This is a genomic window from Streptomyces sp. NPDC026659, from assembly GCF_040638245.1.
GTDB lineage: Bacteria > Actinomycetota > Actinomycetes > Streptomycetales > Streptomycetaceae > Streptomyces.
In genome coordinates this window covers 874,151-898,368 of the sequence record NZ_JBEZXY010000001.1, presented here as the reverse complement: position 1 = coordinate 898,368, position 24,218 = coordinate 874,151, and the positions used below count along the sequence as shown (strand labels likewise).

At 71.3% G+C, this 24,218-nt stretch carries 18 protein-coding genes; 8 read left to right on the top strand and 10 right to left on the bottom strand.

The features are described from left to right. Nucleotides 1–14 precede the first annotated feature (14 nt). Nucleotides 15–1,382: an alkaline phosphatase PhoX gene (locus AB0E91_RS03860; RefSeq protein WP_361774661.1), complete on the bottom strand. Its 1,368-nt coding sequence runs from the start codon at nt 1,380–1,382 to the stop codon at nt 15–17. Between the two features lie 224 nt (nt 1,383–1,606). On the opposite strand from AB0E91_RS03860, the gene AB0E91_RS03855 reads away from it, so the two are divergent. From AB0E91_RS03855 to AB0E91_RS03845, 3 genes are all read left to right on the top strand, one after another. Beyond that, on the top strand, nt 1,607–2,830 hold the full coding sequence (locus AB0E91_RS03855) for an arginine deiminase (RefSeq protein ID WP_361774658.1): 1,224 nt from the start codon (nt 1,607–1,609) through the stop codon (nt 2,828–2,830). Between the two features lie 148 nt (nt 2,831–2,978). Continuing rightward, nucleotides 2,979–4,007: an ornithine carbamoyltransferase gene (argF, locus tag AB0E91_RS03850; RefSeq protein WP_361774655.1), complete on the top strand. Its 1,029-nt coding sequence runs from the start codon at nt 2,979–2,981 to the stop codon at nt 4,005–4,007. 111 nt (nt 4,008–4,118) lie between these two features. Next, entirely contained in the window at nt 4,119–5,603 is a 1,485-nt protein-coding gene (locus AB0E91_RS03845; RefSeq protein ID WP_361774652.1) for an amino acid permease, read from the top strand. Here the strand turns inward: AB0E91_RS03845 and AB0E91_RS03840 are convergent. Together AB0E91_RS03840 and AB0E91_RS03835 are read right to left on the bottom strand one after the other, a co-directional pair. Further along, complete coding sequence (locus AB0E91_RS03840; RefSeq protein WP_161180624.1) at nt 5,563–6,018, bottom strand: ATP-binding protein; 456 nt, start codon at nt 6,016–6,018, stop codon at nt 5,563–5,565. The genes AB0E91_RS03845 and AB0E91_RS03840 overlap by 41 nt on opposite strands. A 397-nt stretch (nt 6,019–6,415) precedes the next feature. After that, entirely contained in the window at nt 6,416–7,240 is an 825-nt protein-coding gene (locus AB0E91_RS03835; RefSeq protein ID WP_361774648.1) for a PaaX family transcriptional regulator C-terminal domain-containing protein, read from the bottom strand. A gap of 186 nt (nt 7,241–7,426) precedes the next feature. Here AB0E91_RS03835 and AB0E91_RS03830 point away from each other — a divergent pair, with 186 nt between their 5' ends. Then, a complete protein-coding gene (locus AB0E91_RS03830; protein WP_361774645.1) occupies nt 7,427–7,855 on the top strand; it encodes a DUF6299 family protein in 429 nt (142 codons plus the stop codon). Between the two features lie 50 nt (nt 7,856–7,905). On the opposite strand, the gene AB0E91_RS03825 is transcribed toward AB0E91_RS03830, so the two are convergent. Next, entirely contained in the window at nt 7,906–8,709 is an 804-nt protein-coding gene (locus AB0E91_RS03825; RefSeq protein WP_361774642.1) for a hypothetical protein, read from the bottom strand. A 517-nt stretch (nt 8,710–9,226) separates the two neighbouring features. Here AB0E91_RS03825 and AB0E91_RS03820 point away from each other — a divergent pair. Together AB0E91_RS03820 and AB0E91_RS03815 are read left to right on the top strand one after the other, a co-directional pair. Next, nucleotides 9,227–10,036 (top strand): Crp/Fnr family transcriptional regulator, encoded by an 810-nt coding sequence (locus tag AB0E91_RS03820; RefSeq protein WP_361774639.1) that lies wholly within the window; start codon nt 9,227–9,229, stop codon nt 10,034–10,036. Between the two features lie 50 nt (nt 10,037–10,086). Then, entirely contained in the window at nt 10,087–11,001 is a 915-nt protein-coding gene (locus tag AB0E91_RS03815; RefSeq protein ID WP_361774636.1) for a hypothetical protein, read from the top strand. Nucleotides 11,002–11,049: 48 nt separating this feature from the next. On the opposite strand, the gene AB0E91_RS03810 is transcribed toward AB0E91_RS03815, so the two are convergent. Genes AB0E91_RS03810 through AB0E91_RS03800 form a run of 3 tightly spaced genes read right to left on the bottom strand, consistent with a single transcriptional unit; the run spans nt 11,050 to nt 16,992 of the window. After that, entirely contained in the window at nt 11,050–13,032 is a 1,983-nt protein-coding gene (locus tag AB0E91_RS03810) for a dynamin family protein (RefSeq protein ID WP_361774633.1), read from the bottom strand. Further along, on the bottom strand, nt 13,029–14,993 hold the full coding sequence (locus AB0E91_RS03805) for a hypothetical protein (protein WP_361774630.1): 1,965 nt from the start codon (nt 14,991–14,993) through the stop codon (nt 13,029–13,031). The genes AB0E91_RS03810 and AB0E91_RS03805 overlap by 4 nt, the downstream gene beginning before the upstream one ends. Then, the gene (locus tag AB0E91_RS03800; RefSeq protein ID WP_361774627.1) at nt 14,986–16,992 is read right to left on the bottom strand and encodes a dynamin family protein; all 2,007 of its coding nucleotides are present in this window, start codon (nt 16,990–16,992) and stop codon (nt 14,986–14,988) included. The genes AB0E91_RS03805 and AB0E91_RS03800 overlap by 8 nt, the downstream gene beginning before the upstream one ends. Nucleotides 16,993–17,259: 267 nt before the next feature. Here AB0E91_RS03800 and AB0E91_RS03795 point away from each other — a divergent pair, with 267 nt between their 5' ends. Both AB0E91_RS03795 and AB0E91_RS03790 read left to right on the top strand, forming a co-directional pair. Continuing rightward, nucleotides 17,260–18,315 (top strand): Gfo/Idh/MocA family oxidoreductase, encoded by a 1,056-nt coding sequence (locus AB0E91_RS03795; RefSeq protein ID WP_361774624.1) that lies wholly within the window; start codon nt 17,260–17,262, stop codon nt 18,313–18,315. Nucleotides 18,316–18,430: 115 nt separating this feature from the next. Beyond that, nucleotides 18,431–20,146 (top strand): hypothetical protein, encoded by a 1,716-nt coding sequence (locus AB0E91_RS03790; RefSeq protein ID WP_361774621.1) that lies wholly within the window; start codon nt 18,431–18,433, stop codon nt 20,144–20,146. Between the two features lie 102 nt (nt 20,147–20,248). Here the strand turns inward: AB0E91_RS03790 and AB0E91_RS03785 are convergent, their stop codons facing one another. The 3 genes from AB0E91_RS03785 to AB0E91_RS03775 form a co-directional block, all read right to left on the bottom strand. After that, on the bottom strand, nt 20,249–20,755 hold the full coding sequence (locus AB0E91_RS03785; RefSeq protein WP_361774618.1) for an RICIN domain-containing protein: 507 nt from the start codon (nt 20,753–20,755) through the stop codon (nt 20,249–20,251). A gap of 286 nt (nt 20,756–21,041) precedes the next feature. Then, nucleotides 21,042–22,319 carry an MFS transporter gene (locus AB0E91_RS03780; protein WP_361774615.1) on the bottom strand — a complete coding sequence of 426 codons (1,278 nt, stop codon included), beginning with the start codon at nt 22,317–22,319 and terminating at the stop codon, nt 21,042–21,044. 267 nt (nt 22,320–22,586) lie between these two features. After that, nucleotides 22,587–24,116 (bottom strand): UDP-N-acetylglucosamine 1-carboxyvinyltransferase, encoded by a 1,530-nt coding sequence (locus tag AB0E91_RS03775; RefSeq protein WP_161180614.1) that lies wholly within the window; start codon nt 24,114–24,116, stop codon nt 22,587–22,589. Between the last annotated feature and the right edge of the window lie 102 nt (nt 24,117–24,218).

The following is a 24,218-nucleotide window of genomic DNA, read 5'->3' as shown; positions in this document are numbered from 1 at the left end:
GGGTCCTGGTGCGGCTACCCGTGCCAGGGCCCGGTCACCGCGAACGTGGTGCCGGGCGTGTAGCAGTTGACGTACATCGTCTCCCCGTCGGGGGAGAAGGTGACGCCCGCGAACTCGCCCCACTCCGGCTGCTCGGGGGTGCCGATGTTCTGCCTGCCCCGGGCCATCGCGTAGACCTCGCCGCCCCGGGTGACGCCGAAGACGTGCTGGGCGCCGTTGCCGTCCTCGCACACCATCAGGCCGCCGCTCGGGGCGAGGCAGATGTTGTCCGGGGACTCGCCGGGCAGCTGGACGTCCGTGTCCGGGCCGAAGACGATCACCAGGGTGAGACGGCGCCGGTGCGGGTCGTAGCGCCAGATCTGGCCGTAGTGGTCGGCGCCGGAGCCCTCCGACCGGTGGGCGAAGGACGACACGAAGTACACGCAGGTGCCGCCCCAGTAGCAGCCCTCCAGCTTCTGGGCGTGGGTGATGCCGCCTGGGCCGTAGTCCTGGAGGCGGGTCGGGGTGGCGGCGGCCAGCGGGTCGGGGACGTCCACCCACTCGACGCCGTCGAAGCTCGCCCCCGTCTCCTGCACGGTCGACAGATCGGGCACCCCGGGTACCCGCATCGCCTGGAGCCGGCCGCCCGCGCGCAGCGAGCCCACTCCGCCGAGCGGCTTGTCCGGCAGGAAGCGGTAGAAGAGGCCGAAGGGCTTGAGGAAGGCGTCCTCGGTCTCGTAGACGACGCCGGTGCGCGGGTCGATCGCGATCGCCTCGTGCTGGAAGCGGCCCATCGCGGTCAGCGGGACGGCGCCGGTGCGGTGCGGGTCGGTGGGGTGGACCTCGAAGATGAAGCCGTGGTCCTTGGTGTGGCCGTTGTCGCCCGCCCGGTCCTCGGTCTCCTCGCAGGTCAGCCAGGTGCCCCAGGGGGTGCGGCCGCCCGCGCAGTTCACGGCCGTACCGGCGATGGCCACCCGTTCCGACAGCACCCGGTTGCGGGAGTCCAGCTCCAGGGCCGTACAGCCGCCGTGGCCCTCCGGGTCGTAGGTGAGGCCCTCGACGGCGGGCACCCGGATCTTGGCGGTCGGGCGGTTCTCGTGGTTGCGCACGAGGTGGGTGCGGCCGCCCCGTCCTCCGAAGGCGGCCATGCCGTCGTGGTTGGACGGCACCGGGCCCTCGCCGGAGCGCAGCGGGGCGCCCTCGCGGGAGAGGACCCGGTAGCGGAAGCCCTTCGGCAGGTCGAGCAGGCCGTCGGGATCGGGGACGAGCGGGCCGTAACCGGTGCGGCCCAGCGAGCGGGCGGCGGCGGTGCCCGCGAAGAGTTCGGAGAGAGCACCGGTGAAGACGATGCCCGCCCCCACCGCGCTCGTGGAGGCGAGGACCTGACGTCGTGATGCGGACATGCGGGAGCAACCTTCCTGCTGGCGGACAGGAACACGTGCGTTCCGCTGTGTGTACCACCCGACACGGATCACGGGAACCACGCGTGCGCCACCTGTCACTCTCCGAGCATGCGGCACTCCGGACCCGCCGGTTCCCGTCGCCCGACGCGACCAACGGCGAAAACTGAGGCGCGGAAACGGTCGGGAAGCGCGTGAATCCGGTCGCGGACGGCCAGGATGAAGGCATGGCATTCCACGTCGATTCCGAGGCCGGACGGCTGCGCCGGGTGATTCTCCACCGCCCCGACCTCGAACTGAAACGGCTCACCCCGAGCAACAAGGACGCCCTCCTCTTCGACGACGTGCTGTGGGTGCGCCGGGCGCGCGCCGAGCACGACGGGTTCGCCGACGTGCTGCGCGACCGCGGGGTCGAGGTCCACCTCTTCGGCGACCTGCTCACCGAGACCCTGGCCGTCCCCGAGGCCCGCGCCCTGGTCCTGGACCGGGTCTTCGACGAGAAGGAGTACGGCCCGCTCGCCACCGACCATCTGCGCGCCGCCTTCGACCGGATGACCCCGGACACGCTGGCCGAGGCGCTGGTCGGCGGCATGACCAAGCGGGAGTTCCTGGACGCGTACGCGGAGCCCACCTCGGTCCGCTTCCACGTCATGGACCTGGACGACTTCCTGCTCGGCCCGCTGCCCAACCACCTCTTCACCCGCGACACCTCGGCGTGGATCTACGACGGTGTCTCCATCAACGCCATGCGCTGGCCCGCCCGGCAGCGCGAGACCGTGCACTTCGAGGCGATCTACCGGCACCACCCGCTCTTCCGGGACGAGACCTTCGGCGTCTGGTCGCGCGGCCAGGCCGACTACCCCTCCACCATCGAGGGCGGCGACGTGCTGGTGATCGGCAACGGCGCGGTCCTCATCGGCATGAGCGAGCGCACCACCCCGCAGGCCGTGGAGATGCTCGCGCACAAGCTGTTCGCGGCGGGCTCCGCGCGCACCATCGTGGCGCTCGACATGCCCAAGCGGCGGGCCTTCATGCACCTCGACACGGTGATGACCATGGTCGACGGCGACACCTTCACCCAGTACGCCGGGCTCGGCATGCTGCGCTCGTACACCATCGAGCCGGGCGTGGGCGACAAGGAGCTGAAGGTCACCGACCATCCGCCGGAGCACATGCACCGGGCCATCGCCGCCGCCCTCGGCCTCGGCGAGATCCGCGTGCTCACCGCCACCCAGGACGTGCACGCGGCCGAGCGCGAGCAGTGGGACGACGGCTGCAACGTGCTCGCCGTCGAGCCCGGCGTCGTCGTCGCCTACGAGCGCAACGCCACCACCAACACCCATCTGCGCAAGCAGGGCATCGAGGTCATCGAGATCCCGGGCAGCGAACTGGGCCGGGGGAGAGGCGGGCCGCGCTGCATGAGCTGCCCGGTGGAGCGGGAGGCGGTCTGAGGCCCGGGCGCTCGGAGGGCAGGTGAGGCGGGGGCGCACGCGAGAGGCTCTGTGAGACTCCGCATAATCATGCCGCGAAATGAATAGCCATGCCAAGTCTCGTATAGAATTGCCGCAGTCCCCGCACCCGTACCCCTGGAGCGCCCCCATGGCGACAGTCCCGACCGCCCTCGCCGGCCGCCACTTCCTCAAGGAGATCGACTTCTCCGCCGAGGAGTTCCGCGGTCTGGTCGAGCTGGCCGCGGAGCTGAAGGCCGCCAAGCGCGCCGGGACCGAGACGCGGCATCTGACCGGCAAGAACATCGCGCTGGTCTTCGAGAAGACCTCGACGCGCACCCGCTGCGCGTTCGAGGTCGCCGCCGCCGACCAGGGCGCCCACACCACCTACCTCGACCCGGCCGGCTCCCAGATCGGGCACAAGGAGTCCGTGAAGGACACCGCCCGGGTGCTCGGCCGGATGTACGACGCGATCGAGTACCGGGGGCACGGCCAGGGCGTCGTCGAGGAGCTGGCCGCCCACGCGGGCGTCCCCGTCTACAACGGCCTGACCGACGAGTGGCACCCCACCCAGATGCTCGCCGACGTGCTCACCATGACCGAGCACTCCGACAAGCCCCTGGAGGAGATCACCTTCGCCTACCTCGGTGACGCCCGCTACAACATGGGCAACTCCTACCTGGTCACCGGCGCCCTGCTCGGCATGGACGTACGGATCGTCGCCCCCCGCGTGCTGTGGCCGGACGACACGATCGTCGCCCTGGCCCGGCAGCTCGCCGAGGTCTCCGGCGCCCGCGTCACCCTCACCGAGGACGTCGAGCAGGGCGTGCGCGGCGCCGACTTCGTCGCCACCGACGTCTGGGTGTCCATGGGCGAGCCCAAGGAGGTCTGGGACGAGCGGATCGCGCTGCTCGGCCCGTACGCCGTCACCATGGACGTGCTGCGCGCCACCGGCAACGCGGACGTGAAGTTCCTGCACTGCCTGCCCGCCTTCCACGACCTCGGCACCACCGTCGGCCGCGAGATCTTCGAGCGGCACGGACTGACCGAGCTGGAGGTCAGCGACGAGGTCTTCGAATCGGCGCACTCGGTGGTCTTCGACGAGGCCGAGAACCGTATGCACACGATCAAGGCGGTGCTGGTGGCGACGCTCGGCGATATCTCACAAACCCTTGCGTGACCCGCCTCACCTGGCCTTATCCTGACCGACGGCCTGGCCCCACCCCCCGCCGCGCCGACGCAGCGGCCTCACCCGGGCCGTCCGCACCACCCAGAAACGAGCACCACCCCTATGCCCGCTCCCCGCATCAAGTCCCCGCAGCTGCTCGTCGCCCAGTCCGGCGCCGACCGCGAGGGCCACGGTCTGAAGCGCACCATGGGCCTCTTCCAGCTCATCTGCTTCGGCGTCGGCGCCATCGTGGGCACCGGCATCTTCGTCGGCCTCTCCTCCTCCGTCGCACAGGCCGGCCCGGCCGTCGTCGTCTCGTACATCCTCGCCGCGATCACCTGTGTGTTCACCGCCTTCTCCTTCGCGGAGCTGGGCGGCGCGATCCCGGTCTCCGGCTCCTCGTACTCCTTCGCCTACGCCGGTCTCGGCGAGACCACCGCCTTCCTGGTCGGCTGGTGCCTGCTCCTGGAGTACGGCATCTCCATCTCGGCCGTCGCGGTCGGCTGGAGCGAGTACGTCAACGAACTCCTGCACAGCCTCACCGGCTGGCAGATCCCGGCCGCGCTGTCCGCCGGACCCGGCGACGGCGGCATCGTGAACCTGCCCGCCGTCATCGTCATCGCCATGGCCGCCGTGCTGCTGGTGCGCGGCGTGCGCGAGAGCGCGCGGGCCACCGCCGCCATGGCCGCGGTCAAGCTGGTCATCCTGCTCGCGTTCTGCGCCATCGGCTACAGCGCGTTCAAGCACGGCAACCTCACGCCGTTCTCCCCGGCGGGCCTCGGCGGCATCGGCGCGGGCACCACCGCCGCGTTCTTCTCCTACATCGGCTTCGACGCGATCACCACGGCCGGTGAAGAGGCCAAGAACCCGCGCCGGGACATCCCGGTCGCGATCCTCGTCTGCATGGGCCTGGTCACGCTGCTGTACTGCGCGGTCGCGGTCGCCGCGATCGGCGCCATCGGCGGCAAGGAGGTCGGCAGCCGCCCCGCGGCGCTGTCGTACGTCGTCAACGAGGTCACCGGCTCCGCGATCGGCGCCGGGGTCATCGCCTTCGGCGCGGTCGTCGCCATCGCCTCCGTGGTCCTCGCCGTGATGTACGGCCAGACCCGCATCCTGCTCTCGATGTCCCGCGACGGCCTGGTCCCGCGCGTCTTCGAGAAGGTCTCCCCGAAGACCTCCACGCCGGTCGCGGGCACGCTGATCGTCGCCGTCGTCTTCGCGATCCCGGCGGCCTTCGCCTCGCTGGACGCCACGGTGAACCTGTGCACCATGGGCACGCTCGCCATCATGGCCGTCGTCAACATCGCCGTGATCGCCCTGCGCCGCCGCCAGCCGGACCTCAAGCGCGGGTTCCGGGTGCCGCTGTACCCGGTCGCCCCGCTGCTCGGCGTCGCCTTCTGCCTGTACCTGATGTACGAGACGGGCTGGCAGACCTGGGTGCAGTTCGCGGTGTTCCTCGCGGTGGGCCTCGGCATCTACTTCGCCTACGGGCGCCGGCACTCGCTGATGGCCAAGGGCGCGGGAACCGGGGGCACCGACGGCGTCGAGGCCCCCGAGGCCCTTGAGGTCACGCCGAGCGTCGCTGAGCGGGAACCACAGGCAGTCTGAACCAGACCGCCTTGCCCGACGAGGTGGGGCGGTGACCGCAGGACGAACTGAGGGCGCGGATCAGCAACAGACCACGCCCTCCTTCCTGCCAGAGGTCGGGCTCCTCGATCACGGGACGCGTCAGATGGCCCGGCGGCGCCGGGTCCGGGTCGTGCACCTCGACCTGGCAGCCGCTCGGCCGCAGCTCCACGACCAGCTCGATCGGGCCGCTCCCGGCGGTGTGCTCCACGGCATTGGCGACCAGCTCGGCCGTGAGCAGCTCCGCGGTGTCGCTGTCGGCCGTGTGCTCCACCCCGGCCAGCGCCGACCGCACCAGCGCGCGCGCCACCGGCACCGCCGCGGCGGTGTGCGGCAGCGCGATGCGCCAGGAGGCCGATTCGGTGGGGCGTTCGTGCAAGGCGAGTAGTCCGTTCATGGAGCAGGCTGTCCTGCTTTCGACTGTAGGAAATGGTACGGGCCCGCCCTCACGGTCGGTCGGCGGCCGCCGGACGGTGCCCGAGGGCCCCGCCAAGCCGCTGCCTACCCGCCCGGGAACCCCGCCGCACCTGCCCGTGCCAGCCGTTACGGCGTTGTGGAACCCCGGTGACACGTGTGACGCGGCCGGGCTCGGGGGAGTGTCCGGCCGCACCTACGTGACGACATTCACAAACGATCCGGGGGCGGGCGAGGTCACTTCCGTACGCGTCCGTACACGCGCGCGCACGAGGCGTGGGCGCGGTCACTCCACGCGGACGGGGGTTTACGGCCCGGTGCGGACGGCACCTTGGCGCGGACGGGCTCCGGCTTACACCTCGGCGCGGTCGGCCTCCGGCTCAGGCTCCGGCTCGTACTCCGGCGAAGGCGGCACCCGCGTCGCGCAGCCGCTCGTGCAGGGCGCGGAAGACCTCCGCCGAGGCGATGCCGGGCCAGTCGGCGGGCAGCAGCCGGGCGGGCAGCCCGGGGTCGGCGTAGGGGAGGTGCCGGAAGGAGTCCAGGGCCGACAGGTAGTCGCGGTAGGCGTCCTCGGGCGGGGTGTCCGCGCGCTGCCGCCAGGCCCGCAGCACGGGCGCGTGGGCGTCGAGGAACCGTTCGTGCTCCTTGGCGATCGCCGCGAGGTCCCACCAGCGGCCGACGGCCTCGGCGGTCGCCGCGAAACCGAGGTGATCGCCCCGGAACAGATCGACGTACGGGTCCAGGCCCAGCCGGCCCAGCACGCGCCGGGTCTCCTCGTACAGCCGCGCCGGGGCCACCCACACCCCGGGCGCCGCCGTGCCGAAGCCGAGGGCGGCCAGCCGGGAGCGCAGGACGTGCCGCTTCTGGCGCTCCGACTCGGGCACCGAGAACACCGCGAGCACCCAGCCCGCGTCCTCGGCGGGCCCGGCGCTGTGGGTGCGGCGGTCGCTGTCCTGAAGCAACTGGCGTGCCTCGGCGGAGAGTTCGTACCCGGCGGCGCCCTCGGCCGTACGGGCGGGCAGCAGCAGGCCGCGGCGCTTGAGGCGGGACACCGAGGAGCGCACCGAAGGGGCGTCGACGCCGACCGCGGCCAACAGCCGGATCAGTTCCGCGACGGGCATCGGACCCGGCATGGAGCGGCCGTACGCGCCGTAGAGCGTGACGATGAGAGACCTGGGGGTGTGCTGCTCGGACACGTTGATCATTTTAGATCTTCGACATCAGTGCTGGTCACCACCGGTGCGAGGGGTGGGTGGTACGCCCGGCCCAGTGCGGTGCCACCGCTCGGGTGATGATCGCGCCCGGCCCCGGGGGCGCCCGGCGCCAGGGGGGAACTCCACCCCAGGAACCATCCCCATGGACCCTTGGAACCCCGACCGGGAGGCACCCCCATGTCCGTACGCCCCGCCCTCGCCGCCGTGCCCGTCGCCGCCGCGCTGCTGTGCGCCGTCGCCGCACCGGCCGCCACCGCGGCCCCGTCCGAGAGCGTCACCGTCGACCCGGTCGCCACGATCGAGGAGGACGGCACCGTGACCCTCTCCGGCACCTACCGCTGCCTGGGCGCCACCGGGCCGGTGTTCGTCAGCTCCTCCGTCGCCCAGGACGACTCCCGCGTCAAGTACGGCATCGGCGGCACCCGTGCCACCTGCGACGGAGTCCGGCACCGCTGGACCAACTCCGGCCAGGTCCCGGACGACGCCCTGCTCCCCGGCGCGGCCCAGGTGGAGGCGACCGTCACCGAACTGCACCCCTCGGGTATCGCCTTCCTGCCGGTGTTCCACGCGACCGGCGAACGGAACGTGACGCTGATCGAGGACTGACCTCGCCCCCCCGTCGGCCCGGCGCCACCGGGCCGACACCGCTCCCTCCGCTATCCGGGCGGCATCTTCCCGGTCAGCACCCGCCACTTCCGCCGCTCGGCCTCCAACTCCTCGCGTGCGTCCCGGAGATGGGGGTTGTCCTTGTTGCGTGCCTCGATCCTGGCCAGCCGCTCGCGCGCCCGCTCCTGGGCGGCGGTGTCCTCACGGACGCGGTCGAGTTCGGCCTCGGTCTCCTTCAGGCGCTGGGGGAGACGGGCACGGAAGGCGTTCTCCTGCGCGACGGCGTCCCGGACCACGTCCGCGAAGTCCCGCACCTGCTTCTCGGTGTAACGCGTCTCCTGCCGCTGCTTCTGCTCCGTCTCCTCCGAACTCACGCCGGTACGTGGGTAGTCGACCCGCACCCGGCGTCCGTCGGTCCGGACGAGGTAGACGTAGTAGCTCTCCTCGCCCCAGTCGAACTCCACACCGAGCCCGGCGAGTTGAAGCGTGTGCCGCACGCTCTTGGCGTCCCTCGCCACCACGACGTGCTCGTTCAGGGTCACTTCCCCGAGGCTCCCCAGCCGTCGGCCCGTGCCGGGGTTGTTCAGCGTGGCGATGAGCCGTTCCCGGGACCGCAGCTCGCTCCGGTGCCGCTGCTCCTGTTCCGCCAGCTCGGCCCGCGCCGCCGACTCGTCCGCGTGGGCGGCCCCTTCCAGTCCGCGCACCCTCGTCCGTGCCCGGGCCAGCTCACGCCGTTCGGCGGCGAACCGGGACGCGAGGGCGAAGGCCCAGCCGCCGGGGAACAGATGCCGCCGCCACCCGGCGAACGCACCGCCCACGACCACCACCACCGCGGTCAGCCATATCGCCCCCATACCGCCCCCTGTATCCCGCCACAGCACCGTCCCGGAGGGGTTCTGCTCGCCGCCGAAGCGGGCCAAACGGGTCGTGTGCGAGGGGAGTTGGAGTGGCCGCGCAGTCCCTCGGGGGCACGGCGAACCCCCAGAACTGGACAAACCGGCGCGGCCGAAGCAGGCTGGATTCCGTGGCGAGTCTGCGGCCAGTGCGCCTCTGGGCGGCGACCGCAGGGCTGGTACGACGACTGGGCGACCACAGGGCCCGGTGCGACGACTGGTGGCGGTACCGGCGCGACCACCACGGGCGGGACACCAGGAGGCTGATCCGTGGCAGAAGGCTGATCCGTGGGAGGCGCTGCCGGAGGCCGGAGGAAGCGGTCTCCGGCAGTGCCGTACCCCCGACGACGCCCCCTACTGCCTCTGCGGCCCGTTGCCCTACCGCAACTACTGGCAGAACTCAGGGCATTTGGCATAGTGAATACGGAAGAGGGATGAGGTGTGCCACTCTCGCGCATGGGGGAAGGAAACCGTCATCGTGACCGAGCGTTCTGCCGAAGCAGCCGAGCCCTGGCCGCTCCGGGGCTTTCTCGCCGCACTGCCGGAGCGGGAGCGGCGCGAGTTGCTGGCGCTGGGCACCACCCGGCGGTACGAGCGCGGCAGCGCCTTGATGACGGCGGGCGAAGACGGCACGCAGTGCTTCGTCGTGCTCCGGGGGTTTTTGAAGGTCGTCGGGGAGAACACGGACGGCAACCGCGCCCTGCTCGCCATCCGGGTACCGGGGGATGTCGTCGGCGAGATCGCGGTGCTGGACGGCAGACCGCGGTCGGCGACCGTCTTCGCCGCCGTGCCGACCTGGGCGCGCGTCATCGCGGGCGGGCAACTGCTCACCCACATTGCCGGGCACCCCGTCACCGCGCTCGCCCTGCAGCGCACGGTCACCGCCAAACTCCGCGAGTCGACCAGCCACCGGACCGACCTCAACGGGGTGCCCGTGCTGATGAGGCTGGCCCGGGTGGTGCGGCGGCTGGCGAGTGTGTACGGCAAGGACACCCCGGAGGGTGTGCTCATCGGAGCGCCTCTGAGCCAGGCCGACCTGGCGGAGCTCGTCGGGTCGACCGAGCAGAGCGTGCGGCGGGCGCTGTCCGCGTTGCGTGAGGCAGGAGTGATCAGCACCCGCTACCGCAGGATGTTCGTGATCGACACCTGCCGGCTGCGCGCCGTGGCGGAGGGCCGGACCGTGCGGGGAGGAAACCCAGGTGTACGGGAGGGGGAGCCGGGCGTGCGGAGAGGGGAACCGGGCGTGCGGGAAGGAGAGCCGGGCGTGCGGGGAGGGGACCGGGCGTGAAGGGGCGGCCGACGCGTCCAGTCCTGCCGCCGGGTGAACGACGCCTGTGCATGGCCCTCGACATCGAGCAGTACAGCCGCCGCGGGAACGTCGACCATCTGGCGCTCCAGGAGCAGTTGACCATCGTGGTGCGGGCCGCTCTCCAGCACGCCCGGGTGTCCCTGTCGGCCATCGGCAGACAGGACCGGGGAGACGGACTGCTGCTGGTTCTTCCCCAGGGCATCGACGAGCCCGCGGTCCTCAGCCGGATACTGGCCGGCCTGGGCGGCGCCCTCGACCGCGTCAACTCCCGGGTGGTGACCAGCCGTCACATGCGGCTGCGCACCGCGTTCACGGAGGGCGTCGTACACCGCGGAGCGTCCGGCTACGCCGGGGAAGCCGTCGTGGCGGTGTGCCGACTGGTCGACTCCGACGTGCTCCGGTCGGTGCTCGCGGGCGGCCCGGACCGCGATCTCGCCGTCATCGTCTCCGAGACGCTGTACCGCGACGTCGTCGCGCAGGGCTATCCGGGACTGGACCCGGCCGCTTTCCGGGAAGTGGTCGTACGGATACCGGAGAAGAGGTTCAGCGGCCCCGCGTGGACATGTCTTCCGGAGCCTGCCGGCTGGGTTCCGCTGCCGGGCCCCGGGCGGGCCGCCGACGCTGGTCCCGTCGGTTCCGGTGGGGTCGGCGACTTCGTCCGCACCGCCGCGGCCGGGGCGGCGGGCCAGCTGGCCGCGCTGGGACTGCAGCACCTGCTGCACGGACCCGGCTCCGACGAGCTCCGTCCGGGCACGCACCCTGCCGCAGGTGACGCCGCGCGCGCCCCGGACCCTCACGGACCTTCCGGCCATGCCTCGTTCAGCCACGATCCGGCCGGTGACCCGTGCATCGGATGGACCGACGCACCGGACACCACCCCCGATACGGGGCCGGACGCACCGGATGCACCGGACACCCCGGCCGTGCCGGATCACCCGGCCTGACCCCGTCCGATCCCGCGTGATCCGGCCCGTCCGGTTCCCCTGCCCCGGTCAGTCCCCGCTCACCCAGCGCTGCAGTACCGCCGCCGCGCGCTGGTCGATCGAGTTCAGGTCGTTGCGTCGCTCGCCCAGTTCCCGCTTCGCCGTCTCGGCGTCCCGCCGGTTCTCGTCACGCTGCCGGAGCGCGAACTGGACGCTCTCGGCGACCTTGGCGAGTTCCGCGGCGAGCCGCTCATCGGTCTTCTCGCGGATCGTGGAGAGATGCTGGAACGTCTTGCCCGCGATCCGCCGGGCAGCCGCCGGTGCATCCGCACGCAACCGCTCCGCCGTGGTGTCGGCCACGGTGGTGACGAGCTGGGCGTCGAACTTGCCCTTTTTGATCACGGTGCGGATCACCCCGCTGCCGAACAGGGTGAGGAGCAGAGCGCCGGGCCCGAAGCCGACGAAGGCGACCCCGATGGCCAGCGCGAGCTGTGGCAGTACCCCCTTGAGCATTTCCTTGAAGCCGAACTGGGCACCCACCAGAGCCGATCCGGGATCGAGGAGCAGACCGGCGGCCAACGCCGCACTCCGCTCCCCGGGCGACGGAAGTTTCTCCATCGGCACATCCGTCTTTCCCCGGAACGACAGCCGGATCCCCCTCAGGTCCTGCACGAAGGAGGTGAGGTCGTCCCCGACCGTCTCCGCCAGATCCGTGGTCCGGGCCGTGAGCAGGGCGGTCAGTTCCTCCTTCTCCCAGTCGGCGACATGCCGCTGGACACGTTCGCCGAGACCGGTGCCGATCTCCTCGACGACGGCCGTCAGATTCTGGCGCGCCTTGAACACGTTGAAGCCGACCTTGTTCTGCCGTTCCACCTCGGCCGCCCACGTCGCGCACTGGGCGGCCGCCCGGTTCAGGCACGCGCGGGCGGACTCCTCCACCAGCACGCGGGTCTCCGCGAGGTGGTTGTCGATGGTGCGGACGATGATCTGGTGGTCCCGGCCGAGCGACTCCAGCGGACCACGCTGCCTCTCGTACTCGGTGGAGAGCTTCTCCACGTCGACGTCGAGCAGTGCCGCCGTGTCCTCGATGCCGCCGCGCGCCTCGGCGGTGAGCCGCTGGATCTCCAGGGCGGGTGGTACGACCTTCAGCCGGCCGCGTTCGGTGGTCAGAAAGCGTTCCAGGTCCCTCTCGAACTCCGGCAGCCCCGACGCGGCGAGCGTGGGATCGCCGTTCTGCCGGCTCTTCAGTGCCGCCAGGGCGTTCACCGGAAGCACCCGCTCGGGACGGATGTCCCAGTTGCCGCGCACCTGGTCCCGGATGTCGCGCAGCAGGGGGCCCGCCTCGTCCTCGTCGACCTGGTTCATCCGGTTGACCAGGAAGAAGAAGTTGTCGTGCCGGAACAGCCGCAAGTACTCGTCGGCGAAGGAGCGTTCGCTGTTCTTGAGCGCCTGCAGGGCGCTCAGGACGAAGACGACCGCGTCGGCCCGGCCGAGGAAGTCCATGGTGATGACTTCACGGTCGGGGTGGTCGTTGAGGCCGGGCGAGTCGACGACATCCACACCGTTCCGGCAGACCGGGAGCGGCCAGAGCAACTCCGCCAGGCCCCAGCCGGGTTCGGCGTCGCTCCGGTCGCCGATCACGAGGTGCTTCTCCAGCGAGTCGACCGGGACCGGCACCGGCGTGCGGTCCAGGCCGTCCAGGCTGGCGCGGTCGGCGGCGTAGAGGGTCGCGGTCGGCTGCTCGCCCCAGCGGACGACGGTCAGCACGGCCGTGGTCGGCTTGATCGAGGCGGGCAGCACCTTCCGGCCGAGCATGGCGTTGACCACCGTGCTCTTGCCCGCGTTGAACTCACCGACGACCAGGACCGTGAACCGGTCGTTCGCCACCTTTGCCGACACCTCCCGGGCCGACTTGGCCAAGTGGTTCTGCCCGAGGGCCGAGACGACGCCGGTCAGGTCGTCGGCGATTTCCGTCAGCTCCTGCTGCAGTCGGCGGAACTGGTCGAAGTCGGAACGGTCCGTCCCGCCCGTCCCCGTGCTGATCGCAGTCATGCGTCACGCTCCTTTCCGAGCGTCGTGCCGTTTCCGGAGGACGTCGTACCGTCCCCGGAGGACGAGGTCCGGGCACGTCCCGCACGCTCACCGTGCTGCCGGTGGCGGGTGTCCCGCGAGGCCGCTCCGGCCGCGTCCGTGATGACGGGGCCGCGGCCGGCCTCGGCCAGGATGCGCTCGGCGAGCAGCCCGGCACGACGGCCGACGTCCGCCCAGTCGCAGGCGTCCTCGACCGCGTCGGAGGGCTTCTCCGGGCCCTCGTCCGGTCCGCGGCTGCGCCACTGCCGGCGCAGGCGCAGCACCGCGTTCTCCATGTGCCGGTGGGCCTCGGCCAGTTGCGCGGTGACGTTGCCGCTCTCGGCACTCAGCACCGTGTCGACGAGTGGGGGCAACTGCCGCCGGACAAGCTGGAACTGTTCCTCGGCCAGGGTCCGCAGCCGTATCTCGGCCAGGCCGGTGCCGACGAGGGAGGTGACGAGCCCGGCCACCGGTCCGATGCCCGGGACGAGCAGCACCCCGAGCGCGGCGACACCGGTCGGTCCCATGCGGTACAGCAGCCGCCGGTGGCGCAGCGGGGTCACCGGGAGTGTTCCGGCGTCCACCGGGGGGACGTCGTCGGCCGGTCCGCTCCGCGGCGACGCGTCGGTACGGACCCCGAACCGCCGCTCCAGGCGGTCGTCGAGCCGCTCCACGTACCGGACGCTCGTCTCCTGGAGCGCCTGGCGGGCGCCCGCGCGCCAGGCCGACAGCCGGGTGTCCAGCTGGTAGACGGCCTCCTGCTGCCACCAGGCCGCCGGGTCCGGCGACCGTTTCGCCTGCTGGAGCAGATCGCGCAGTAGCCGCTCGCGGAAGCGGTCGCGGTCGCTCAGGAACTCCGACAGGGTCTGGTTGTGGCGGGCCTGCACCTCGACCCGCAGTTCGTCGAAGACGCGCAGCTCGTCCTCGTGCGCCCGGCGTGCGGCCTCCCGTGCCTCGGCGCGGGCCGCTTCCCGCGCCTTCCGGGCCCGCAGCCGTTCGTCGGCCGTTTCACGGACCTGTGAGAGGCAGCCGGCGAGCCGGTGCGCCAGGCGCTCGCGGCGGGCGGCCGCGGCACCGGGCAGCACCGCGGCCTCCAGCCACGCGTGGAGCGTGGCACGCGCCGACGGGTCCTCGGGGCCCGTACCGGCCTCCTGCACCACGACCCTCGGCGCGGGGGACAGTGCCCCGGCCCGGCGGTGCACGAACGCGACGAGCTCGTCGCGTTCGTCCGGATCGACCAGATCGAGCCGGGTCACCACGACCAGCAGGCGCGCCGAGCCGTACCAGGCCGACAGGCGCTCGATCAGCCTGCTTTCGTGCTGGGTCAGCGGCGCGGCGGCCGACACGACGACGACGGCGGCGTCGGCGCCGAGCAGGGACGGCGGGACGGGGGTGCGGCCGCCGTCGTGGACCTCGGGGCAGCTGAGCAGCTCGACACCGTCGGGCAGGGACACGCCCGGACCGGCGGCCACACGCAGGCGACAGCCGCGCCGCGCCGTCCCGTCGGCCCGGCTCGGGGGTTCGAGACCGTCGGCGAGGGGGACCCAACCGTCGCCCGTGTTGCCGGTGTTGCCGGTGTCGCCCATGTCGCCGGTGCCGTCTGTACGGCCTGTGCCGCTCGCATCGGCCGCCGGTGCCGGTCCGGGGACGACGGTGACCAGGACCGGGTCGGGGGAGCGTCGTTCGGCGGGCAGCACCCGACGCCCCAGGAACTGCTCGACGACCAGGTCGCTGAAGCGAGCCAGGGTGGCGGTGACCGCCACGCGCACGCCCGGCCTGGCGGCCTGGACGAGGATGTCGGTCAGATCGTTGGCCAGCCCGGGCGTCCGGGCCTCGTCGGCCAGGGCGCGGACCTCGCTCACCCAGGTGTCGACGGCCGCCTGCGGGCCGGTGCGGTCCGGGCCGTCCGGGGGTGCCTGCGACGGGATCGGCGCGTCATTCATGGATGCCTCCGAAGGGATCGGTGGGACGCAGGGGACCGACCACACGCAGTCGGGCCCGCTCGGCCGCGACGTGCGCGGCGAAGCCGGCCACCTGCCCCACGGCCTCGCCGAGCCGGTCGGCGCGTGCGGTGAGCGCCGCCTGCTCGTCGGCATGCGACCGGTGCAGGACGTCCACGGCCTTGCGGTAGGCCGTGCGATACCACTCCGCCTGCCGGTCGATCTCGGCGCAGGCGGCGGCCCGGGTCTCGGCGACGGCTGTGACGGCGGCCCGCTGCGCGGTGTCGAACAGCTCGCCGACCGACGCGGTCGCCTTCTGTACGGCCTGCCCGCGCACCTCGGCGATGTCGCGGGTGAACATGCCACCGAGGAAGAGCCCCAGAGCGCCGCCGACCAGAGTCCCGACACCGGGCAGGATCATGGTGCCGATGGCCGCGCCGGCACCCGCACCCCAGCCGAACGACAGGCGGTCCCGCCGACTGTCGTCGGCGGCGAGGGTGCCGGCGGCGGCGAAGGCGCCGGAGGTCACGGAGACGGGCGCGGGAGGGGTGTCCGGCGCGTGCTCGCGCAGCGGGGCCGGGTCGATCCGGTCCAACTGCCCGAACACCTCGCCGAAATCGTCGAACAGCGCGGCGGAGAGCCTCGTCAGGCGGCGGTCGAAGTGCGTCCGGGTCGTGACGGCGGCGTTCTCCAGGAAGCGGTCCACGCACTGACGCACCTGCTGGGGTACCGGCCCGGAAAGAGCCTGCTGCAACTCCTTGCCGTTGGCGCAGGCGTCGGTGGCGGCCGTCACCGACGCGACCGCCGCCGCCCGGTGCATGCCGCACTCGGCCCGTACGGCCGCGACGACCTGCCGTTCGACGGCGCGCAGGCCGGTGGTGTGGGACGTGACCTGGTCGGCGAGGAAGCCGCCCATGTCGGCGGGGGCGACCAGTTCCAGCTCCTGACGCCGTCGGTCGAGATCACGGATCTCGGCGGTCAGGCCCTCCTCCAGCCCCTGCTGCAGGCTCTGCACCAGCCGCAGCACCGTGTCGTCGACGGCTGCCGCACGCCGGGCCTCGACGGTCCGCAGCAGCCAGGCGCGGGTCCGGTCGAACCGCTCGACCCAGACCGTCGCGGCACCGTCCCCGGCAGCTCCCGTCCGCAGGACCGCCAGCACCTCCTTGGGCGAGGCCAGCACGACCGGCGGGTCCGTGAGCCCGGTCAGCGCGGCGACGCGGGCGACGGCATCATGGCGGGATCGCGCCTGTGCCTGGTCCTCGTCCTCCTCGCCCTCTCCGTCCTCCTCGTCCGCGCGGGTGACGACGAAGACGCTGTGGGCGAGGACGCCCTCGTCCAGGGCGTCGGCGAGGAAGTCGTTGAGCGAGGCCGCCAGCACCTGGGCACGGGACATGACCACCACCGCGGCATCGGCGCGGGCCGCCGCGTCGGCGGCGATACGGTCGTGCGCCGGACCCGGCCCCTCGTTCGCCGCATTCGCGCCGGGTGTGTCGATGAGCACCAGCCCGGACTCCAGCAGGGGAGCCGGGTAGCGCACCCGCAACTCCCGTACGGATGGCGCGACCGACGGATCGGTGCTCAGCACGGCCAGCGCCGCCCGGGGAGCGAGCCCCGCGAGCCGAGCGCGTACCTCGTCCGGGGTGAGGACCGTGCCGGGTACCCCGGCGCCCGCGGGCGCTCGTACCGGACGCAGCGGGCCGGACCCGGCGACGGCGTCCGGGACGCTCCCGGTGACCGTCCACTCGCTGCCGTCGCCGAACACCGCGCGGACATGGAACGCGGGACCGTGCCGGACCTGTACCGCGGCGCCCGTCGCGGGCAGTGCGCTGGACGGGAACAACTCCGCCTGCAGCAGGGCGTTGACGAAGGTGCTCTTGCCGCTGGAGAACTCTCCGATCACGGCGAGATAGTGGTGCGGATCGGCGATCCGGGCCCGCGCACGGGAGACGGTCTCCTCCCAGCCGGGCCGCCGGGCATCCGTACGGTCAAAGAGCCCGATCAACTCCTCTGCGAAGTCCAGCTGTTCAGCGGCAATGACGCGAACGGGGCGTTTGCTCTGCAAAGTTGTCAAAGTCCCCTCCCTGACGACGGTTCCAGTCAACTCCGCCCGGGCGGCGTGAAATAGCGCATATGAAGGGATCGGGGGAATCTTCGCGACCATGCCGCGCCGGTACGCGACGTGACGGGGTCTGGCTTGCTGCCCCACCCTCGCCCGCAAGGCCCGTGCCCGAGGCTGAGCACGCGAAGCCGAGGCTCCGTACCGCCTGTCATGACAAGCACCCCGAACCCCCCGCCCCAAACCCTCGGAATCGGCCTGCTGGGAGCCGCCGCCATCGCGCCGAGCGCGCTGATCAAACCCGCGAGCCGGAACCCCCGCGTCACGGTGACCGCGGTCGCCGCTCGTGACCGGAGCCGCGCCGAGGAGTTCGCCCGCAAGCACGGCATCCCCGACGTGCACACCGGCTACGACGCGCTGCTTGAAGACCCACAAGTGGACGCCGTATACGTGCCGTTGCCCAACGGGCTGCACGCGGAGTGGACGTTGAAGGCGCTGCGGGCGGGCAAGCACGTGCTGTGCGAGAAGCCGTTCGCCGCGAACCGTGCCGAGGCGGAGCGGGTCGCGGAAGCCGCGGCCGAGGCTTTCGCGCGGAGCGGCCTGGTGGTGATGGAGGCGTTTCACTACCGTCACCACCCGCTTGCCACGCGCATGCGGGAGATCGTGGAGAGCGGTGAACTCGGCGAACTGCAGCGCGTCGAGGCCGAGGTGTGCTTCCCGCTGCCCCGGTTCAGCGACATCCGGTACGACTACGGACTGGCGGGCGGCGCGACCATGGACGCCGGCTGCTACGCGGTCCACGTCGCCCGGCTCCTCGGCGGAGGCGACCCGGCGGTGACGGCCGCCCGGATGCTGACCCTGCGCAAGGACCCGCGCGTCGACCGTGCGATGAGTGCCGAACTCACCTTTCCGGGCGGGGCTGTTGGACGTGTCCGTGCGTCCATGTGGTCGCGTCGTCTGCTGTCGATCCGGGCCCGGGCGATCGGGTCCGCCGGTGAGCTGGACGTGATCAACTTCGTGATGCCGCAGCTCTATCACCGGCTCACCGTCCGCGCACCGCGCGGTGAGGGAGGGCGCGTGGTGCGGCGGGAGCGCCTCAGTCGTACCCCCTCGAGCTACGACTGCCAGCTGTCGGCCTTCGCGTCGGCGGTGCTGGACAAGGGCCCGGTCGTCACCTCGCCCGCCGACGCCGTCGCGAACATGGGGGTCCTCGACGAGATCTACCGCGCGTGCGGACTCCCGGTCCGCGGCGAGCCGCAGGAGCGATGAAGCGCGCCGTCACTCCTGTTGACGGGCGATGACCTGGTCCCGGCAGGGCAGGTCATCGCCGTACGCAGGTGGGACCGGTAACGGGCCCAAGATCGCCGGCCATTATCCTCCGCTTATGTCCCCTGCTGCCGCGCAGTGTCCGCTGCGTCATGACCCCCGCACCGCCAAGGTGGCGGCCCACGAGACGGTCACCCTTCCGCCCCACAGGGCGAAGGAACTCCTCGCCGCCCTCCGTGCCGGGGAGATGGTGCTGGCGCTCTATCACCAGGGCCTGGGATACGCCGCGCTCACCGACGACGCGCTCATCCTCCTGGGCGGGGAGACGCCGACGCGGGTCGAGAGGCCGCTGGCCATCCTCCGGCCCGCGTACGGGGTGCGGCAGCGCGTGGACGTGTCGGTGAAGGGGCGACGCGTCGCCGTGTGGGGCTCACGGCTCGACGCGTCGGGTGGGCTCGTCCAGCGCGCGGGCAACCCGGCGACCGGCTCTCTCGCCGGTGATCCGCGCACGGCCGTGGTAGCGGCCGACGAGAATCTCTCCCTGTCCGACGATCACAGGAGCGTGCTGCTGGCGGAGCTCGAACCGGGCGAAGACATACGCGCCCTCTACCACTGCGGCTGGGGCTATGCGGCGCTCACGAGGAACGGACTCGTCTTCCTTCGCGGTCTCGTGGCGCCCAAGGCGATCCGGGCTCCCCAGCCCCTGCGGGTCCTCCGCCGTACGTACGGCATCCTGAACTCCGTCGATCTCCTCATCGACGGGAAGCCGTACAAACTGCACGGTTCGAAGATCGATCCGAAGGGCGATCTGCTCCAGCGCATGGGTGATCTCCTGCCCGCGGACTCTCCCCTGCGACCGCACGGCCGGGCCCGGTTCCTCACCTGGATACGCAGGCACCCCGTCCTCATATCCCTCGCCGTGGTCGGAGCGCTGTTCGCCGGCTCGGGCGCGGGGTCGGGCGCGGGGTCGGGCGGCGGACACGCGACCGCGCGGAGCGGGACGGACAGCGTCCTGGACGTCCCCGACTTCAAGGGCGCCGAGCTCACCGCCGCTGTCGCGGACGCCCGGCGCCACCCATGGGTGAGCGTGTCGGCGGTCGATGCCTCCTCCGACCTCCGCCGGGTGGACATCACCACAAGCGGCTGGCGGGTCTGCTTCCAGACGCCCTCCCGCGATGAATCGGTTCGCCCTTCAAGCAGATTCCTGACGCTGTACGCGGTCCCCGAACAGGAACTGTGCCCCGCGCAGCTGCTCGGCCCGCGCCGGATCGTCATGCCGGACCTCATCGGCCGACGGTTCGACGACGCCGTACGTGTCCTCGGCGACCTCGACGTCGCTCACACGGCCACCTGGCACGCCCACACCAACAGGCGCCTGTACGACGACCGGGACCTGGACGACTGGCGGGTGTGCCGTCAGCAGCCGGAACCCGAGAGCGAGGTCTCGGCCTGGACGCAGGTCGACCTGTGGCTGATCGACCCCGACACCCCCTGCGCTCAGCCCAGCCCCAGCCCCAGCCCGAAGCCGAAGCCCAAACCGAAACCCAAGCCGAACCCGAACCCCGAGCCCGAGTCACGCCCGCGCCCTCAGCCGCAGTACGACTCCACCACGAGCGGCGGCACGACAGGAGGCAGCACCGGCGGCGGCTCGTCCAGCGGCGGCTCCTCCACCACCTCCGGCGGAACCAGCGGCGGCACCGGAAGCCACACGGGCACCCAGTTCGGCCAGTACTGCTCTCCGGTGGGAGCCACCGCGACCACCACCGACGGACGCCCCGCGAAGTGCTTCATGGGCAGGGACGGCCAGGCGCGCTGGGGGTACAACTCCGGGTGAGCGCGGGAGTCACGCGGCAACGGTGTCCAGCAGCGGATCAAAGCAGCTGAACTCGTCGGTCTCTTCGCCCACGGTCCGCGAGCCGCTGTCCGACGGTCAAGGTCATCGGAGAGAGAACTTCTGATGGTTTACCGTCCTGCACGGCAGGGTCTGCAAGATGCTGACGCCTGCGACAGAAGTGGTGTCGATGCATCGCATCGTATAGCGGTTCGCGAAACCGTACGGGCCGCCGCGTGCCCAGGTGACGAGGTACCAGTGCTGGTTGCTGGAGCCGGTGCACGCAGCGGCCCAGATTCCGCGAGTGGGGCTGTCGTAGAGGCAGCGCTTGGTTGCCTGGTTCTGCAGCAGATAGGTGCCGCGAGGGTCGCGCCAGAAAATGAATTTCTGGAACGCGAGCCCGTTGCACGGAAACGTTCGCAAACCGTAGGCGATGCTATCGTCCAGGCAGCGGCCCGTGACCGTGCTCTTGATCGAGTGGGTGGAGGCAGCCGGGCCCAACCTCACGGACTCGGCCCGGGTTTTCACGGCCTCGGTACTGGCCGTCGCACTACTGGCCATGGCCAGTACCGTCGTCGCCAGGACGAGAAGTGCGATAACGGCGCGGTTCATGTGACTTGCTGGTGACGCTTTGATTTTCACAGCCCCCCCCATGAGGTGCCACGAAGTAATGCCGATTTCCGCCCCATTCTAGGGGACAGTGGCTGGCCGTGGATGGGTTCCGTAAAACTCCACAGGCCGTCGCCGGTGTTGACCGAACCACTCCAATTATCTTTATTGCCGCTGCGGCGATATTGTCTCCCGCATCACTCCAGCCAATCTGGACCTGGCCCCGGAAATTGATTCGAATCGACGGTGCGGATCGGCGATTTCACGGGGATCTGTCGCGACGAACGCGTCAACCACCGCAACGGCTATCGCCCTGCTCGGCCCATCGGACCGCATACGGCATCGCCAGTCCCGCGAGTACGAACACGCCACCCAGAGCCAGCCAGCCGGCAACACCCCAGGTAATGCAGAACAGGCCCAGAATCGACGGGGCCAGCGAACTTGCCACGCCGGCTCCGGTGGCGCTCAGTCCGGAGTACTGACCCTGGGCATGGGCGGGCGCCAGTTTGAAGCTCAGTTCGAACGAGGCGGCGGTGTGCCACAACTCACCGATCGTGTGCACGACGACACCGGCGACGATCATTATCGTGGCGAGCCATCCCGGGGCTCCCGCGGCGGCCGACGTCGCCGCCATGCCGAGCAGGAACGCCACACCGGAACGGGCCGCGACCCGCCCCGCCGAGACGTTGTCGACCACCCCTCGGCTCGCCCGCACCTGGAACAGCACCACGATCAGTGTGTTGACCACCGCGCACGCTCCGACCAGCCACTGGGGTGCTGCGCTGTGCCCGACGATCCACAGCGGCAGCGCGAACACCAGGACATGTCCCTGAAGCGAAAGGATCGAGTCCAGTACGGTGACCACCACGTAGGGACGGTCCTTCAGAACACCCCAACGGCCTGCGGGGGACGTCCCCGAGGCGGAGTCCCGTTCCCCCAAAGGCGGCAGATGCGGCAGTCGGCTCACGACGGCCGCGCAGAGCAGGAAACTCAGGGCATTGGCCAGCACCAGTGCCACGTACGCACCTCGGGTGTCCACCTGCACCACCACGCCGGCCACGACCGCGCCACACGCGCCGGCCAGATTGGCCACGGCCCGCAGATAGGAGCGGTACTTCGTCGAATCCGCCCCCGCAAGGCCGCGCGTCAGCGGGCCCCGGGCAGCGGCACCGGCCGAGGACGCGAGCTGGGTGAGGGAGATGACAAGGACGAACATCCCGAACGAGTGCACCAGCACCAGCGCCGCCATCGCGGCAGCCTGCACGCACTGGATCGCCAGATACGTCTCCCGCGGACCGCGCCGGTCGGCCACCCGCCCCATCGGCACCGCTGCCGCCATGCCGGCCAGGGCCGCCACGCCCATGCCCAGACCGACCTGTGCCACCGACAGTCCGACCGAGCGGGTGAAGAACAGCGCCGCGCCGGTCATGAAGAGACCGCCGCCGGTCATGCTGATGAACGTCGCCAGTGCCAGTGTCCGCCGGGGCCCCCGCTCGGGCAGCAGCCCACGCGTCACCAGCCCCGACTGCCGAGGTCGCTCCGCCTCTTTCGGCGCGGTGCCGTCCAACGCGTGGCCGGACGTCCTGTCGGTCCTCAAAGTGCCGGATCCCCTCCCTGCGAGCCTGTTGGCCGCCCAGGGACTATGCACGGGGTCCTGCCTTCCGCGAAAGGCACGCCGACCTGGCGAAATGTCACATCTCAAAGGGGAACAAGGAGTCGTCGGCCAGGCGTTGTGACGAGTAGCGGTTCACGGGTTCGCCCCGCCCCGGAGCGACTGCGGGCTGAGCTGAGGTGTCGTGCCCCTCATCTCCAAGGGGCACGACACCCGCGCCGGTCAGATGTCCCGGAAGATCTCGATCTGCGCCCCGATCGAGTTCAGCCGCTCCGCGAGGTCCTCGTACCCCCGGTTGATGACGTACACGTTGCGGAGCACCGACGTGCCCTCCGCCGCCATCATCGCCAGGAGGACGACCACGGCGGGGCGGAGTGCGGGCGGGCACATCATCTCGGCGGCGCGCCAGCGGGTGGGGCCTTCCACCAACACCCGGTGGGGGTCGAGGAGTTGGAGGCGGCCGCCCAGGCGGTTGAGGTCCGTCAGGTAGATCGCGCGGTTGTCGTAGACCCAGTCGTGGATCAGGGTCTTGCCCTGGGCGACGGCGGCGATGGCGGCGAAGAAGGGGACGTTGTCGATGTTGAGGCCGGGGAACGGCATCGGGTGGATCTTGTCGATCGGCGCCTCCAGCTTGGAGGGGCGGACCGTGAGGTCGACCAGCCGGGTACGGCCGTTGTCGGCGAAGTACTCGCGGCTGCGGTCGTGGTCGAGGCCCATCTCCTCCAGGACCGCCAGCTCGATCTCGAGGAACTCGATCGGCACCCGGCGGACCGTCAGCTCGGACTCCGTCACCACGGCCGCGGCGACCAGGCTCATCGCCTCGACCGGGTCCTCGGAGGGGGAGTAGTCGACATCGATGTCGATGTTCGGGACGCCGTGCACGGTGAGGGTGGTGGTGCCGATGCCCTCGACCCGTACGCCCAGGGCCTCCAGGAAGAAGCACAGGTCCTGGACCATGTAGTTGGAGGAGGCGTTGCGGATGACGGTCACGCCGTCGTGGCGGGCGGCCGCGAGCAGTGCGTTCTCGGTCACGGTGTCGCCGCGCTCGGTCAGGACGATCGGGCGGTCCGGGCGGACGGTACGGTCCACCACCGCGTGGTACTGCCCCTCGGTCGCCGCGATGTCCAGGCCGAACCGGCGCAGCGCGATCATGTGCGGCTCGATGGTGCGGGTGCCGAGGTCGCAGCCGCCGGCGTACGGCAGCATGAAGCGGTCCATGCGGTGCAGCAGCGGGCCGAGGAACATGATGATCGAGCGGGTGCGGACGGCCGCCTCCGCGTCGATGGCGTCCATCTCCAGCTGGGCCGGGGGGACGAGTTCGAGGTCGACGCCGTCGTTGATCCAGCGGGTGCGGACGCCGATGGAGTTGAGCACCTCCAGGAGGCGGTACACCTCCTCGATCCGGGCGACCCGGCGCAGTACCGTACGGCCCTTGTTCAGCAGGGACGCGCACAGCAGGGCGACGCAGGCGTTCTTGCTCGTCTTGACGTCGATGGCGCCGGACAGGCGACGGCCGCCGACGACGCGCAGATGCATCGGGCCCGCGTAGCCCAGCGACACGATCTCGCTGTCCAGGGCCTCTCCGATGCGGGCGATCATCTCAAGGCTGATGTTCTGGTTCCCGCGCTCGATGCGGTTGACCGCGCTCTGGCTCGTGCCGAGAGCCTCCGCGAGCTGGGCCTGAGTCCAGCCGCGGTGCTGCCGGGCGTCACGGATGAGCTTGCCGATGCGTACGAGGTAGTCGTCTGACATGAGGTTGAGGCTATCTCAGATATGAGATGGCGCCCTCCCGGGGGGTCCATTCGGGTGATGCGGTGTCACGCCGGTGGCGGGCACGTGATGACACCTGGCGAG

Coding starts and splice junctions, on each gene's coding strand:
- AB0E91_RS03805 (WP_361774630.1), bottom strand. CDS start 14,993: ATGAATGACGCGCCGATCCCGTCGCAGGCACCCCCGGACGGCCCGGAC.
- argF (WP_361774655.1), top strand. CDS start 2,979: ATGGCGACAGTCCCGACCGCCCTCGCCGGCCGCCACTTCCTCAAGGAG.
- AB0E91_RS03825 (WP_361774642.1), bottom strand. CDS start 8,709: ATGGGGGCGATATGGCTGACCGCGGTGGTGGTGGTCGTGGGCGGTGCG.
- AB0E91_RS03835 (WP_361774648.1), bottom strand. CDS start 7,240: ATGATCAACGTGTCCGAGCAGCACACCCCCAGGTCTCTCATCGTCACG.
- AB0E91_RS03845 (WP_361774652.1), top strand. CDS start 4,119: ATGCCCGCTCCCCGCATCAAGTCCCCGCAGCTGCTCGTCGCCCAGTCC.
- AB0E91_RS03860 (WP_361774661.1), bottom strand. CDS start 1,382: ATGTCCGCATCACGACGTCAGGTCCTCGCCTCCACGAGCGCGGTGGGG.
- AB0E91_RS03840 (WP_161180624.1), bottom strand. CDS start 6,018: ATGAACGGACTACTCGCCTTGCACGAACGCCCCACCGAATCGGCCTCC.
- AB0E91_RS03830 (WP_361774645.1), top strand. CDS start 7,427: ATGTCCGTACGCCCCGCCCTCGCCGCCGTGCCCGTCGCCGCCGCGCTG.
- AB0E91_RS03815 (WP_361774636.1), top strand. CDS start 10,087: ATGGCCCTCGACATCGAGCAGTACAGCCGCCGCGGGAACGTCGACCAT.
- AB0E91_RS03810 (WP_361774633.1), bottom strand. CDS start 13,032: ATGACTGCGATCAGCACGGGGACGGGCGGGACGGACCGTTCCGACTTC.
- AB0E91_RS03795 (WP_361774624.1), top strand. CDS start 17,260: ATGACAAGCACCCCGAACCCCCCGCCCCAAACCCTCGGAATCGGCCTG.
- AB0E91_RS03855 (WP_361774658.1), top strand. CDS start 1,607: ATGGCATTCCACGTCGATTCCGAGGCCGGACGGCTGCGCCGGGTGATT.
- AB0E91_RS03785 (WP_361774618.1), bottom strand. CDS start 20,755: ATGAACCGCGCCGTTATCGCACTTCTCGTCCTGGCGACGACGGTACTG.
- AB0E91_RS03775 (WP_161180614.1), bottom strand. CDS start 24,116: ATGTCAGACGACTACCTCGTACGCATCGGCAAGCTCATCCGTGACGCC.
- AB0E91_RS03790 (WP_361774621.1), top strand. CDS start 18,431: ATGTCCCCTGCTGCCGCGCAGTGTCCGCTGCGTCATGACCCCCGCACC.